Consider the following 13,236-nt stretch of genomic DNA (forward strand, 5'->3'; position numbering starts at 1 on the left):
GCCCAGGCCCACCACCGACAGGATGGTTTCCATCGCGGTCCAGGTCTTGAAGGTTTCGGCCACGGTCATGTTGAAGTACTGCTTGACCAGCCAGAAGCCGGCGTCGTTCACGTGGGACAGGATCAACGAACCGGCACCGGTGGCCAGCACCAACAACTCGCGGTTCACGCCCGGGATCATTCCTACCACCGGTACCACGATGCCCGCGCCCGTGATGGTCGCCACTGTCGCCGAACCGGTTGCGATACGGATCACCGCTGCCACCAGCCAGGCCAGCAGGATCGGCGAAATTTGTGCGTTCACCGCCATGTGGCCGATCACGTCGCCCACACCACTGGTCACCAGCATCTGCTTGAAGCCACCACCGGCACCGATGATCAGGATGATCGCGGCGGTCGGTGCGAGGCTCGCATCCAGCCATTTCATCATTTGGCTGGAACCGATGCCCTGCTTGTAGCCAAAGGTATACAGCGACAGCAGCAACGCCAGCAGCAATGCCGAAATCGGGTGACCGATCAGGTCCATGAAGGCGCGGAAGATGTTGCCATCCGGCAGCACGACGTCGGCGAAGGTCTTGAGCAGCATCAGGAACACCGGCAGCAGCACGGTCACCAATGTGATGCTGAAGCTCGGCAATTCAGTTGTGTCTGTTTCGCGGGCCAGTTGATCCACCAGTTCCTGGTTCGGATGACCGGGAATGTGCTTGGCAATGAACGTACCGAAGATCGGGCCGGCAATGATCGCCGTTGGCAGCGCCACGATCAGACCATAAAGAATGGTTTTACCGATGTCGGCACCGAACACGCCGATAGCCAGCAGCGGGCCCGGGTGCGGCGGCACCAGGCCGTGGACCGCCGAGAGGCCGGCCAGCAGCGGGATACCGATCTTGATGATCGACACGCCGGTGCGACGGGCAACGATGAACACCAACGGAATCAGCAACACGAAGCCGATTTCGAAGAACAGCGGGATGCCCACCAGGAACGCGGCGAACATCATTGCCCACTGCACTTTGTCCTTGCCGAACGCGCGGATCAGGGTCTGGGCAATCTGGTCTGCCCCGCCCGACTCGGCCATCATTTTGCCGAGCATGGTGCCCAGCGCCAGGATAATACCGACGAAACCGAGCACACCACCGAAGCCGTCCTGGAACGCCTTGATGATGGTGCCGATCGGCATGCCGGAGGTCAGCCCGAGGAAGGCGGCGGCAATGATCAGGGCAAGAAAGGGGTGCAACTTGAACTTGGTGATCAGGACGATAAGCCCGATCACCGTGACCACTGCATCGAGCAGCAGGAACGTCTCGTGGGACATGCCAAACATTAGGGGTGTCTCCTGGTTGTTGTTGTTATTAAAGCGGGTAATTCAAAAGCCATAAGGACAGCGCTATCTCTGCAAGCAAAAAATTAACCGGCGCGCTTCAAGCCATGTTCAAGCCACCATTGGTGTGCCTGGACAGCCAGTTCATCGACGCTGTGATTCGACGCATCGAGGGCCAGGGTCAATGGCTCGCCGACGGGGGATTCGAGGGTGGCGAACTGGCTGTCGATCAAGGTCGACGGCATGAAATGGCCCGGCCGGTGGGAAACGCGGTCGGCGGCGACTTCGGGGGTCAGTTCAAGGAACACGAAGCCCAGGCCCGGCAAGGCGCTGCGCAAGCGTTCGCGATAGATGTGCTTGAGCGCCGAACAGGTCAACACCGGGCGCTGGCCCTTGGCGTCAATGCGGCGCAATTCATCGCACAGGCTGTCGAGCCAGCCGGCACGGTCTTGATCGTCCAGGGGGATACCCGCGCTCATCTTTTCGATATTGGCGGCTGGGTGGAAAGAGTCGCCTTCAATGGCAGTGGCGCCGCTCAGTTGGCACAGAGCTTCGCTGACGCACGTCTTGCCGCAACCGGCAACGCCCATGATGACCAGGGCGGTGATGGGATGATTCATGTAACACCTCAGCGCGCAGACAGCGCTACCTTTGCAAGCTATGACACTCGAACAAAAGCAGAAGTTGCCGACGCCTTTCTTGTCATTTTATGGGTTGCAGCATGTTCGTTCCCAATGCCAAAAAGCGAGGATCAGGCGAACCCCCGCTCACGCATTTGCAGCTGCATCGAGACAGCGCTACCTTAGTGCCTTGAATTTTGTTTGGCAAGCCGTCGATGAATCCAACTAAAAACGATAAAAATACCCGCACCACTGGCCGCCCTACCCTGAATGAAGTTGCCCGCCTGGCCGGTGTCAGCCCGATCACTGCTTCGCGTGCCCTGCGCGGCGTCAGCACCGTGGCTACCGAACTGGTGGAAAAAGTCCAGAAAGCGGCACTTGAGCTCAACTATGTAGTCAACCCTGCCGCCCGTGCCCTGGCGTCGGCGCAGAGCCATTCGGTGGTGGTGCTGGTGCCGTCATTGTCCAACCTGCTGTTCATCGACACCCTGGAAGCCATTCATCAGGTTTTGCGCCCCAAGGGCTTCGAAGTGCTGATCGGCAACTTCCACTATTCCCGCGACGAAGAAGAAAACCTGCTGCGCAATTACATGGCCTATCAGCCACGCGGTTTATTGTTGACCGGGTTCGACCGCACCGAAAGCTCGCGACGGATGATCGAAGCCAGCAACATTCCCTGCGTGTACATGATGGAGCTGGACAGCGCCGCCGGGCTTAACTGCGTCGGCTTTTCGCAACTGGCCGCCGGTGAAACGGCCGCCGAGCACTTGCTGTCCCGCGGTCGCAAGCGCCTGGCGTACATCGGCGCGCAACTGGATCAACGCACCTTGCTGCGCGGCGAGGGTTTCCGTCGCGCCCTGCAAAAGGCCGGTTTGTACGATCCCGCCCTGGAAGTGCTGACCCCGCGTCCGTCTTCCGTGGGCCTGGGTGGCGAACTGTTCTTGCAGATGATTGCCAGCCACCCGGATATCGATGCGATCTTCTTCGGCAACGACGACCTGGCCCAGGGCGCGCTGCTCGAAGCCATGCGTCACGGGATCAAGATCCCCGAACAAGTGGCGATCCTCGGCTTCAACGACCTGCCCGCATCCGCGCACATGGTCCCGCGCCTGAGCAGCATCAGCACCCCGCGCGAAGCCATCGGCCGCCGCGCGGCGGAGCAGATGCTGACGCTGATGGCCGGCAACACCGTGGCCAGGCCGGTGCAGGACATGGGCTTTGAGCTGAAGGTGCGTGAGAGTACATAAGCACGACTCAACCGCAGTAAAGTGAGATTTGTGGCGAGGGAGCTTGCTCAGTTCGGCGGCGAAGCCGTTGCAATGTAGATAGAACGCATCCGCTGATATTGGGAGCGCTTCGCACTCCAGCGCGAGCAAGCTCCCTCGCCACAGGTTCGGCGATCAATCCTGCGGATCGAGGTTATCCGTGGACCAAGCCAAGGTTGCGAAGCACCTGAAGTCCAATCAAGAGCCAAACGCGGAACTTCCGTTGGGGCATTACCGCGCGGAGCATGGGAACGATCAGGGCGCCCATGCGAGTCGATTTCAACTAACCTTTTAGAGCAACGTATGTCGCCCTCTGGCGAGCACACTGTTAGATTCCCGTAGCGCACCAACTCGCTAACGGAGCAGCGCAATGGATCACACACTGAAAATTCTCGGTAAAGCCTCGTCGATCAACGTCCGCAAGGTGCTGTGGACCTGCGAGGAACTGGGGCTGTCCTTTGAGCGCGAGGATTGGGGCAGCGGTTTTGCCTCGACCCACAGCCCCGAGTTCCTCAGGTTCAACCCGAACGCCCAGGTTCCGGTGATCATCGATGAAGCCGGGGTGTTGTGGGAGTCCAATACCATTTGCCGCTACCTGGCCGGCAAGCACCAACACCACCATGAATTACTGCCCGGCGAACCGGCCGCCCGCGCCCGGGTGGAGCAGTGGATGGACTGGCAGGCCACTGATCTCAATTCATCCTGGAGCTACGCGTTCATGGCGCTGGTGCGCAAGGACCCGGAATACCAGGACGCCCATCGCATCGAAGTCGGCGTGCGTGGCTGGAACCAGAAAATGGCCATCCTCGAACATCAACTCGTGACCACCAAAGCCTATGTCGCTGGCGCGCGGTTTACCCTGGCCGATATTGTCATCGGCCTGTCGATCAACCGTTGGCTGATGACGCCGATGGAACGCCCCGATTACCCGGCCATCGATGAGTATTTCAAACGTCTGGCGCAACGCCCCGGCTTCCTCAAGCATTGCTGCAACGGCTTGCCTTGAGCACGCGATCTGGGCGGTAGGGCTCTGCCGCCCAGCGGCAAGGCCTTACCGCAAACACGTTTACCCGCTGCAAGAAAAATAAATAACGCACTGATTTATTTAGCTTTAAATGTTCAGGCACAGACTTTGCTCAGCGCACCTCACCACAAACACCTACAAGGTCTCTCCTTATGTTGGTCAGTGCAAAGTCAAACCTGGTCACACCACTCCCCAAACGTCCTGGTGAAGATCCAACCGCTGAAGCCGCCGCCGGTCTGCAAAGCGTCATGACTCAAGCCCTGCAAAACAACGTGCAGGCACAAACCGCGCAAACCGACACGCAGGTTCAGGAATCAGCGACCCAGATCGCGACGCAACAGGTCAGCGAGGCCGCCAAAGTGAGCGACAACGTCGATGAGGCGTTCGCCAAGACCCGGGTGAATCTGCAAGCGGTCTACGCGCCACTGCCGGATGACATCAAGGACCGTTTCAAGGGCGGTTCGGCTACGGATGAGTTCAAGGACTACATGAGCAAAACGCCAGAGCAGCGCCTGCGTGATGCGATCCTTCAGGAGATGGGGCTGACTCAAGAGGAGGTAGACGCCATGCCCCCGGAGAAACAGCAAGCGATCGGTGAAGAGATCGCCCAGCGCATGGAAGACAAGAGGAAGATGGCCCAGGCCGAGGAAGCCAACGAACGTAACCACGACAGGCCGGGCGCCGAGGCCGTGGACAAACTCATCGCTGCGCTTTAAGGCATTGCACGAGATAAAGAAGGGTCCCTCTACCGGGACTCTTCTTTATTTGCTGCTCTTAATTCAACTGCAAGGTCGAGTTGAATTGACTGATCGCATCCACCACGTGTCGCGACCCTTGCTGAATTTCCAGGATCACCTCCCCCGCCTCGTTCGCCAATTCCACACCGAGCCCCGTTCGACTCAAGCTCGACTGCATGCTCGACACGGCACTCAATGACAAATCGTGGTTCTTGCGCACCACGTCGACAATCTCCAGCGTCGCCTGACTGGTGCGGGCGGCAAGGCTGCGCACTTCATCGGCCACGACCGCAAAACCCCGCCCATGCTCGCCGGCGCGGGCGGCTTCGATGGCGGCATTGAGCGCCAGCAAATTAGTCTGATCGGCAATGCCACGGATGGTCTGCACGATGGTGCCGATGATGTCCGACTGTTTGCTCACCGCGTCGATACTCAGCGCGGCCTGATTCAGATCCCGGGAAATGTCCTGAATGATCTGCACCGTTTGCTGCACCACCTCGGAACCTTTGCGTGCGCAGGCGTCGTTTTGCACGGAAGTGCTATGGGCCGATTCAGCAGCGGTTTGCAGCGTGGTCATCTGGTGGGTGATGTCGCTGGCGAACTTCACCACCTTGTACAACCGCCCTTTGGTGTCGAACAACGGGTTGTAGGACGCTTCGAGATAAATCGTCTGACCCTGCTTGTTCTTGCGCTCGAATCGGTGCGAGTGATATTCGCCGCGATTCAGCGAAGCCCAGAACGCCTTGTAACTTGCCGATTCGGCTTCGGCCCGGTGACAGAACAGACTGTGATGCTGCCCGATCACTTCGTTGAGCGAGTACTGCATGGTTTTCAGGAAGTTTTCATTGGCGGTGATCACTCGCCCGTCGGGGGTGAACTCGATCACCGCCATGGAGCGACTGATAGCTGCCAGCATGCTCTCGTTTTCGTGTTCCTTGTTGACTCTGGCCGTAATGTCGGTGGCAACCTTGATCACGCTTTTGACTTGCCGATCGGGACCAAACACCGGCATGTAACTGGCTTCGAGCCAGATTTCCTTGCCGTTCTTGTTCAGGCGCAAAAAGGTGCCGCTGACCGGCTCGCCACGGGCCAGGTCACGCCACAACTTGGCGTACTCCTCGCTACGGTAAAACGCCTCTTCGCAAAACACCCGATGGTGCTTGCCGCGAACTTCTTCTGCGCTGTAACCCATGACGCCGCAAAAGTTTTCATTGGCGTCGAGGACGATACCCTCCGGGGTGAATTCAATCATCGCCATCGAACGACTGACGGCTGCCAACTTGGCATTGGCCTCGGTCAGTGCGCAACTGAAACGCTCGATCTCCAGCAGGTCAGCCTTGTGATGTAGGTTGAACATGGTCTTATCACCCTATTGCTTGCGCGGTCTTTTGAATTATTGAAAGTTGCTGGTCTTTCAAATCCACCACTACGTTCCACAGAACAGGCACACGCGCCCCTCCAAAAGAGGAAGGACCAGTCAGGTGATTAATGATGTTCAATCGGAGGGTCCCTGGCGCGACACTCTCATCAAGACATCCTTCTCTTGATAACCCGCAGGCGGGTCAACCCTAACGTGCTCATAACGAAATTCCCTTTCCACAACAGCTCCATTGAATGCATCGGTGCCTTGGATTGCGCACTCTGGGAGTCACCGCGTCGTTGCGGTCGACATGGTTAGTTACACGAGAGCATAGACAGACGAGTGAGGCTTGCAAGGCCACTAGTCGGCCAGCATTGGGTACAAAATCGGTTCAGCGTCAGGCGATGACCTGGGAGGGAGCGATGACAGGCAAGGCTTGATCAGCGGGGGCGAATGGGCGTGAGTCTTGGGATTGATTGCGAGCAGGCTCGCTCCTGAAGGAGATCTGCGGTGATCAACATTTTTGTGAACACCGGGAAACACTGTAGGAGCGAGCCTGCTCGCGATGGCTATCTACACGTCACCCCGAAACTACAAACTGGCACTCACTTTCGTAGCCACCTCACCCGGCACCCAACCCTTCCAAACCTGCGGCTGTTCACGCAAAAACGCTTCGGCGACCTCACGGGGTTTCTGGCGTTTTTCACTCATCTGCCCCAGCGTCTGGTTGAGCAGATCAATCGGCAAGTCGACTTTTTCGAAAAACGCCACCAGGTCGGGATACTGCGCCTTGAACGGTGCCGATACGCCAATGGCCAGGCTGGCCGGCATTGAGCTAGTACCTATGGGGTTTGGGTTACTGGCGTCGGCCAGGGTTTTCCAGGCTTGGGCATCGAACGGCGGTTCTTCGAGTTTCACCAGTTTGAAGCGACCTAACAGCGGCGTTGGCGACCAGTAATAGAACAACACCGGTTTGCCTCGACGAATCGACGACGCCACTTCGGCATCCAGCGCCGCGCCGGAACCGGTGCGGAAATTGACGAAACTTTCGCTCAAGCCGTACGCCTTGAGTTTCTGGCTATTGACGATCTCCGAGGTCCAGCCCGTAGGGCTGTTGAGGAAGCGGCCACGCCTTGGGTCTTCCGGATCGCGGAACACATCTTTGTACTTGGCCAGGTCGGCCACCGACTTCAGCTCCGGCGCCAGGGGTTTGATACCGCGTTCCGGGTCGCCCTTGATCACATACTCCGGCACCCACCAGCCTTCGGTGGCTCCCTTGACGGTGTCGCCCAGGCCGAACACTTTACCTTCCGCGGCAGCCTTGACCCACGCAGGGCTGCGTCCGGCCCATTCTTCGCCGATCACCTGGATGTCATTCTTCGCCAACGCGGCTTCAAGGCTGACGGTGCTGCCCGGCAGCGTGTCTGTCGGGTAGCCATAACCTTTCTCGACGATCAGCCGCAGGATCTCGGTGATCAGGCTGCCGCTTTCCCAGGTGATGTCGCCAAAATGGATAGCTGCCGGTTTTTCCGTCGCAGGGGCCTGGGTGGCAAACAGGCTCAGGGCCAGCAGCGAACTGCCGAGCAGGGTTTTGATCGATCTCATGCGGACCTCTTGTTTGGCAGGGGGCGGTTCAGGGATTGATTGGCGCTGTGGCGGATGCACAGAGCCTCGGAGCGAGTCATGTAGACGCTGACCGAACGCAGGGAAATGCCCAGCTTGGCAGCGATTTGCGGGTAGGTCAGACCGTCGACCCGCGACAACAGAAAGGTCGCCCGAACGTTGTCGGGCAGACGCGCCAGCGTGTGGTCGAGGCCTTGCAGCGCCTGGGTCAGTTGCACCAGTTCTTCAGGTGAAGGCGATGACGGTTGATCGACCTGCAATAGTTGATCGAGGTGCTGGCGCTCAAGGTCGCGCCGGCGCCAGAGTTGATAAACCAGGCGTCGCGCAATGGTGGTCAGTAAAGCGCGCGGCTCGCGGATGGCAAGCGGCTTTGGGGCTTCGAGCAATTGCACAAAGGCTTCGGCGGCGATGTCTTCGCAACCGCAACCCACGTGCTGGCGCAACCGTGCACAAAGCCAAGAGTAATGCGTGCGGAACAGTCTGCTTATTACGTAATGATGGGAACGGTCGATGCCGGACATAGAGGCTCCAAGGTCTAGGGGGTCACTGGATGTCCGGTCATCCGGTGAGGTGATCCTAGCAATGGGCCTTATTCATTAACAATACTAAAAATGCATTTTTATATTGCTGAAAAGAATATTAACGCAGTTGCCCGTATCCCAATGTTTCAGCTTCGCGTTGATAATCGAGTATCACTTGATAGTCACCTTCACTGGCCGGCAACACTTCTCGCAAAGCAAGGACTTCAGCTACCTGCGGCAACTCGCCGAGGGCCTGATTCATCACGTGTCGAATCTTTTCCGCTTGCCCGGCGCAAAGGCTTGCTGCGGTGATGTAGGGCAAGGTCGGGCTGAAAGCGCTGCGAGCTACGACCCGCAAGCCAGCCACTTGCGCCTCGGCGTGACGGGCGAGAAAAGCGAAGGTCACACTGTCGATGGCCGCCAGATCAGCACGGTTCTGCTGTAACCAGCGCAAGCTTTCGCGATGACTGCCGCTGGTACCGACCGAGGCAAAAAACTGCCCGTCCCGATGCAGCGGCGCCAGACGATGACGCAACAGGTTCATGCCGCTGTTGGAGTCTTCGCCATTGATCACCCCACGGCTGCCAAGAAATTCCGGCAAGGTTCGTCGTCGATCGTCGGCGCGGCTCAACAACAGGCTGCAATGGTGGCCGCCGCTACTGTCCGGCAGCTCGTAACGCGGACGTCCCAGCACCCTGACCTTGCCACGCAAAGCCGTCATCAGCGGATAGCCGCAGGTTTGTGTCAACAGCAGTTGCGGGGATAGCCACAGGTCCATCAAGGACAGACTTTCGGCGCTGCGGCGAGTGACGCCCAGGTGTTCGACGATACGTGCCAGCCACTGTTCGTTGGCTTGTTGAACAGGCTCAGGAGCAACGTACATCAGTAATTCAGCAATCTGTTGAGTCATCAAAATCCTCCATACAACGAAGATCCCAAACGAGCCTGCTCGCGATGGCTATGTCACATTCAACACATCTGTTGATTGGCCCAACGCTATCGCGAGCAGGCTCGCTCCTACAGGGTACAGAAGTGGCCTTACGTCAGTGAAACGGATGCAGCGGACTGTCGATCGCCCTCACCCCATGCTCACGCCAAAAATGGCCATAGCCCTGCACCAGAAACCCGCCGCTGCGCGCCAGCCATTGCTCGCGACGCATGCGGTAGGCGCAGGGCAAGTCATACCAGGGCAGTCCCGGCAAATCGTGGTGCACCAAATGCAGATTGAGGTTGAGGAACAGCCAGCGCCACGGCCAGGCCGCTTCGTTGAGTACGGTGCGTTGCTCCGGTGCCGCATGCGGGCGGTGTTCATAGTAGGAGCGAATCATCGCAATCGACAGCGCCGGCACGCTGACCAGCAACAAGTAATGCCAGATCGGCAGCACGCTGAAGTGGGCGATAAACAGCAACATCAACAAGGTCACGGCGCCATGGCTGAGCCACATCAACCAGGCTTGGCGATCGCCCTTTTTCAAGCGTTTCAGTTCATCCCGGGCCAGACCCAGCAGGGCAACTGGCGCTCCGAGCAGAAAGCGGCCGAGCATGGTTTTATTCAGCCAGTGCAGGCTTTTTTTCAACCAGGAGCTGCCTTGCCACTGCTCGGCACTCAAGTAGCGGCTTTCCGGATCGCGACCGGGAATGGTCAGGTTTTCGTCGCGGTGATGCAGCAAATGGCTGTCGCGATACAAGGTGTAGGGATACCAGACGGCGAACGGCGCGTAGCCAAGGATTTTATTCAACAGCGGCCAGCGGGTCGGATGACCGTGCAGTAGTTCGTGCTGCACCGACAGCCACAACACCACCACGGGAATCAGCAACCCGGTACTCAACCACAAGCCCAGGGAGTGACTGGCCATCACGAGGGCGAACCAGGCGCTGTAGACGCCAATCAACAGCAACCAGGTCGGCCACTCGGTGCGGGCGGTCAGGCGTTGGCGTAGCGTTTCGATTTCTTTTCGGTGGGCAGTATCGAAGTAATGAGGCATGGCGTTGCTCGGATCGGGGACCAATCCTCTTCTGTGCAACGACGCCTGGATTTCCTGCAGATTATTTTCAAACTGATCGCTCCCGCATTGCGCGGGAGCGAACGATCAGCGCAGGCTCAATGCCCGAACACATTGACCTTTTTGGCTTTTTTGTCGGCGCGTTTTTCAATAGCGGTTTTCGCCGGCTTTTTCTTGTCCGCTTTCTTTGAATCCATACCTTTGGACATGATGCGTACTCCACTCACAGGGGATGTGAGATCAGGTATACACCTATCTTTGCAGGTGCGTTCTTTTATAATCGCCCGCTTCGCGTACCGACAGTCCGAGACCATGCCCGACACCCGTTTCAGCCGACTCGATGAGCCGCTTTGGCCATTGATGAACAAGTTCTACCGCGCCCATCAATCGTCGATGAAAGCGGTTCGCGAGGCGCAATTGTGGGTGGCCCGGCGCGACGAAATCGTCGGGGCGTTGTGTTTGCGTCCGATTTCCGGCGGGCATTGGTTGACCGGTTTGTTCGTCGATCCGGCGTGTCGCGGGCAAGGCATCGCCGCAGCGTTGATCAGCGCGGCGGTAAAGGAGTGCGAACTGCCGGTATGGCTGTTCTGTCATCCCGACCTGCGTGGTTTTTATGAGCGCCGCGGTTTTACCTTTGACCCGCCAATGCCCTACGCGATGGTCGAGCGACTGAGCCGCTATGCGCGCAGCAAACCGATGATTGCCATGGGCCTGGCACCGGTGGTGAGGGCTCGTTGCGCGTAAACGGCGGATCAATCGTCGGCGTTGGGATCAAGGTCCGGGAACATCACTTCGGTGAAGCCGAACTTGCTGAAATCGCTGATGCGCGACGGGTAGAGCCGGCCGATCAGGTGATCGCACTCATGCTGCACCACCCGCGCGTGGAACCCGGATGCAATGCGCACGATCGGCTCTCCCTTGGGGTCGAAACCTTCATAGCGGATCTGCTGGTAGCGATCCACCGCGCCACGCAAGCCGGGCACTGACAGGCAACCTTCGAAGCCCTCTTCCATCAGCGGGCTCAATGGCGTGATCAACGGGTTGATCAGTATCGTTTGCGGCACCGCCTCGGCGTCCGGGTAACGTTCGCTGTGCTCGAAACCGAAGATCACCAGTTGCAGGTCAACACCAATTTGCGGTGCAGCCAGGCCGACGCCACCCACGCTCTCCATGGTCTGGAACATGTCATCGATCAGTTGCCACAATTCGGGACTGTCGAACATTTCAGCGGGCACCGGCGGAGCAATGCGCAGCAGGCGCTCATCACCCATTTTCAGGATTTCACGAATCATGGTCAGGTTTCGTCAATGGTCGGTTTGGGTTGTGAATGATCGCGGCCAAGTCCCGATACGTGCTGTTTTTCATGGACAGGCCCCTTCTCGCCGGCAACTTTCTCGCCAGGGTCTTTACCCTCGCGCGACATGTGCTCGATCACCGCATTCATCTCCGCGCCGAGCAACAACACCGCCGCGGAAATGTAGAAGTACAGCAACAGCACGATGATCGCACCGATACTGCCATACATGGCGTTGTAGTTGGCGAACTCCTTGACGTACAAACCGAAGCCCAGCGACGCAATGATCCACACCACCACGGCCAGCACCGAGCCGGGGGTGATGAAGCGAAATTCCTGTTTGACGTCAGGCATGACGTAATAGATCAGCGCCACCGCGACCATCAACAGGATCACGATCACCGGCCAACGCGCGATGGTCCAAAGGGTGACGATGAAGTACTCGAGGCCCACTTGCGAGGCGATCCAGCTCATCACTTGCGGCCCGAGTACCATCAGTGCGGCGGCGATCAGCAGCATGCCGGCGATGCCGACGGTGTAGATGATCGACAGGGGAAAACGCTTCCACGCCGGGCGACCTTCAACGACATCGTACGCCGCGTTCATCGCACTCATCATCAGCCGCACACCGGCCGAGGCGGTCCACAGCGCAATCACAATACCCACCGACAGCAATCCGCCCTTGGACTGCTGAAGCTGGTCGATGACCGGGTTCACCTGTTCCAGGGCCTGGGGCGGCAGCACCAGCTCCGATTGCAGGCGCAGCCAGGAAAAGAAATCCGGCAGGTGCAGGAAACCGATCAGGGCGATCAGGAACAGAATGAAGGGGAACAGCGAAAACAGCATTTGATAGGCCAGTGCCGAGGCATAGGTCGACATCTCATCGTCGACGAACTCGGTGACCGTGCGCACCATCACACGGTGGATGGGCAGACCTTTCATGTCCGGGAAAATCATTAGCGTCTCCATTCGCCGCAATCAGGATGGGATGTAGTCATGGCGACTCAGGGGCCGTTTTCTTAGATCAAAGTAGCCTACCTGGCGACTTTGAAACAATTTCCTCAATCAAGTTCAGGCTGACACAAAAACGGCCATCTGTGGATGGCCGTTCGAGGCTTGTTCAAAGGCCGGATCAAGCCTTGTCGACACCTTTTTTCACGGCATCCTTGGCCTTGCCGACGGCTTGTTGAGCTTCGCCTTTCTTTTCCTGCACCACGCCTTCGGCGCGCATCTTGTCATTACCGGTGGCCTTGCCGACGCCTTGCTTGACGTTGCCGGCGGCTTCGTTGGCCATGCCTTTCACTTTATCGCTTGTGCTGCCCATGATGTATCTCCTGCGTGCGTTTCATTGGGAGGAAAGTGGTTACACAAGGTTGACCGAGGGCATTCGCGCGGAGTTTCATTTATTTTCCGCGCGACATTTCATCGTTCCATGCAGGTTGGGCTTTATGTTTGCCCGGCAACCCCCG

Annotated in this window: 14 protein-coding genes; 4 read left to right on the forward strand and 10 right to left on the reverse strand. The window is 58.3% G+C overall.

Annotated features, from left to right (window positions below):
* Together D8U73_RS22940 and D8U73_RS22945 are read right to left on the reverse strand one after the other, a co-directional pair.
* Positions 1–1,323: GntP family permease (locus tag D8U73_RS22940; protein ID WP_130905871.1), on the reverse strand; the 1,323-nt coding region annotated here is incomplete at its 3' end.
* Between the two features lie 83 nt (positions 1,324–1,406).
* On the reverse strand, positions 1,407–1,940 hold the full coding sequence (locus D8U73_RS22945; protein WP_130905872.1) for a gluconokinase: 534 nt from the start codon (positions 1,938–1,940) through the stop codon (positions 1,407–1,409).
* A 215-nt stretch (positions 1,941–2,155) separates the two neighbouring features.
* Here D8U73_RS22945 and D8U73_RS22950 point away from each other — a divergent pair, with 215 nt between their 5' ends.
* The 3 genes from D8U73_RS22950 to D8U73_RS22960 all read left to right on the forward strand — a co-directional run bounded on the left by D8U73_RS22950 (position 2,156) and on the right by D8U73_RS22960 (position 4,945).
* On the forward strand, positions 2,156–3,187 hold the full coding sequence (locus D8U73_RS22950) for a LacI family DNA-binding transcriptional regulator (protein ID WP_130905873.1): 1,032 nt from the start codon (positions 2,156–2,158) through the stop codon (positions 3,185–3,187).
* A 388-nt stretch (positions 3,188–3,575) separates the two neighbouring features.
* The gene (locus D8U73_RS22955) at positions 3,576–4,211 is read left to right on the forward strand and encodes a glutathione S-transferase (RefSeq protein WP_130905874.1); all 636 of its coding nucleotides are present in this window, start codon (positions 3,576–3,578) and stop codon (positions 4,209–4,211) included.
* Between the two features lie 170 nt (positions 4,212–4,381).
* Positions 4,382–4,945: a hypothetical protein gene (locus D8U73_RS22960; protein WP_056852599.1), complete on the forward strand. Its 564-nt coding sequence runs from the start codon at positions 4,382–4,384 to the stop codon at positions 4,943–4,945.
* A 58-nt stretch (positions 4,946–5,003) separates the two neighbouring features.
* Here the strand turns inward: D8U73_RS22960 and D8U73_RS22965 are convergent, their stop codons facing one another.
* From D8U73_RS22965 to D8U73_RS22985, 5 genes are all read right to left on the reverse strand, one after another.
* Positions 5,004–6,323, reverse strand: a complete 1,320-nt coding sequence (locus tag D8U73_RS22965; RefSeq protein ID WP_130905875.1) for a PAS domain-containing methyl-accepting chemotaxis protein — start codon at positions 6,321–6,323, stop codon at positions 5,004–5,006.
* A gap of 594 nt (positions 6,324–6,917) precedes the next feature.
* Positions 6,918–7,931 carry an ABC transporter substrate-binding protein gene (locus D8U73_RS22970; RefSeq protein WP_130905876.1) on the reverse strand — a complete coding sequence of 338 codons (1,014 nt, stop codon included), beginning with the start codon at positions 7,929–7,931 and terminating at the stop codon, positions 6,918–6,920.
* The gene (locus tag D8U73_RS22975; protein ID WP_130905877.1) at positions 7,928–8,470 is read right to left on the reverse strand and encodes a sigma-70 family RNA polymerase sigma factor; all 543 of its coding nucleotides are present in this window, start codon (positions 8,468–8,470) and stop codon (positions 7,928–7,930) included. The genes D8U73_RS22970 and D8U73_RS22975 overlap by 4 nt, the downstream gene beginning before the upstream one ends.
* A 118-nt stretch (positions 8,471–8,588) precedes the next feature.
* Complete coding sequence (locus D8U73_RS22980) at positions 8,589–9,380, reverse strand: PhnD/SsuA/transferrin family substrate-binding protein (protein WP_130905878.1); 792 nt, start codon at positions 9,378–9,380, stop codon at positions 8,589–8,591.
* 133 nt (positions 9,381–9,513) lie between these two features.
* Positions 9,514–10,455, reverse strand: a complete 942-nt coding sequence (locus D8U73_RS22985) for a fatty acid desaturase (protein WP_130905879.1) — start codon at positions 10,453–10,455, stop codon at positions 9,514–9,516.
* Positions 10,456–10,785: 330 nt separating this feature from the next.
* Between D8U73_RS22985 and D8U73_RS22990 the strand changes: the two genes are divergently transcribed.
* Positions 10,786–11,217: a GNAT family N-acetyltransferase gene (locus D8U73_RS22990; RefSeq protein WP_130905880.1), complete on the forward strand. Its 432-nt coding sequence runs from the start codon at positions 10,786–10,788 to the stop codon at positions 11,215–11,217.
* 8 nt (positions 11,218–11,225) lie between these two features.
* Here D8U73_RS22990 and def read toward each other — a convergent pair whose 3' ends face one another.
* The 3 genes from def to D8U73_RS23005 form a co-directional block, all read right to left on the reverse strand.
* Entirely contained in the window at positions 11,226–11,765 is a 540-nt protein-coding gene (gene def, locus D8U73_RS22995) for a peptide deformylase (protein WP_056852606.1), read from the reverse strand.
* 2 nt (positions 11,766–11,767) lie between these two features.
* Entirely contained in the window at positions 11,768–12,724 is a 957-nt protein-coding gene (locus D8U73_RS23000; protein ID WP_056852607.1) for a YihY/virulence factor BrkB family protein, read from the reverse strand.
* A 175-nt stretch (positions 12,725–12,899) separates the two neighbouring features.
* Positions 12,900–13,091, reverse strand: a complete 192-nt coding sequence (locus D8U73_RS23005) for a CsbD family protein (RefSeq protein ID WP_056852608.1) — start codon at positions 13,089–13,091, stop codon at positions 12,900–12,902.
* Positions 13,092–13,236 lie beyond the last annotated feature (145 nt).

Origin of the sequence: Pseudomonas sp. Sample_22, assembly GCF_004307635.1 — a bacterium.
Lineage (GTDB): Bacteria > Pseudomonadota > Gammaproteobacteria > Pseudomonadales > Pseudomonadaceae > Aquipseudomonas.

Excerpts from the sequence above, each read along its gene's own strand:
- D8U73_RS22975 (WP_130905877.1), bottom strand. The coding sequence starts at position 8,470 with ATGTCCGGCATCGACCGTTCCCATCATTACGTAATAAGCAGACTGTTC.
- D8U73_RS23000 (WP_056852607.1), bottom strand. The coding sequence starts at position 12,724 with ATGATTTTCCCGGACATGAAAGGTCTGCCCATCCACCGTGTGATGGTG.
- D8U73_RS22980 (WP_130905878.1), bottom strand. The coding sequence starts at position 9,380 with ATGACTCAACAGATTGCTGAATTACTGATGTACGTTGCTCCTGAGCCT.
- D8U73_RS22965 (WP_130905875.1), bottom strand. The coding sequence starts at position 6,323 with ATGTTCAACCTACATCACAAGGCTGACCTGCTGGAGATCGAGCGTTTC.
- D8U73_RS22970 (WP_130905876.1), bottom strand. The coding sequence starts at position 7,931 with ATGAGATCGATCAAAACCCTGCTCGGCAGTTCGCTGCTGGCCCTGAGC.
- D8U73_RS22960 (WP_056852599.1), top strand. The coding sequence starts at position 4,382 with ATGTTGGTCAGTGCAAAGTCAAACCTGGTCACACCACTCCCCAAACGT.
- D8U73_RS22950 (WP_130905873.1), top strand. The coding sequence starts at position 2,156 with ATGAATCCAACTAAAAACGATAAAAATACCCGCACCACTGGCCGCCCT.
- D8U73_RS22955 (WP_130905874.1), top strand. The coding sequence starts at position 3,576 with ATGGATCACACACTGAAAATTCTCGGTAAAGCCTCGTCGATCAACGTC.
- def (WP_056852606.1), bottom strand. The coding sequence starts at position 11,765 with ATGATTCGTGAAATCCTGAAAATGGGTGATGAGCGCCTGCTGCGCATT.
- D8U73_RS22945 (WP_130905872.1), bottom strand. The coding sequence starts at position 1,940 with ATGAATCATCCCATCACCGCCCTGGTCATCATGGGCGTTGCCGGTTGC.
- D8U73_RS22985 (WP_130905879.1), bottom strand. The coding sequence starts at position 10,455 with ATGCCTCATTACTTCGATACTGCCCACCGAAAAGAAATCGAAACGCTA.
- D8U73_RS22990 (WP_130905880.1), top strand. The coding sequence starts at position 10,786 with ATGCCCGACACCCGTTTCAGCCGACTCGATGAGCCGCTTTGGCCATTG.
- D8U73_RS23005 (WP_056852608.1), bottom strand. The coding sequence starts at position 13,091 with ATGGGCAGCACAAGCGATAAAGTGAAAGGCATGGCCAACGAAGCCGCC.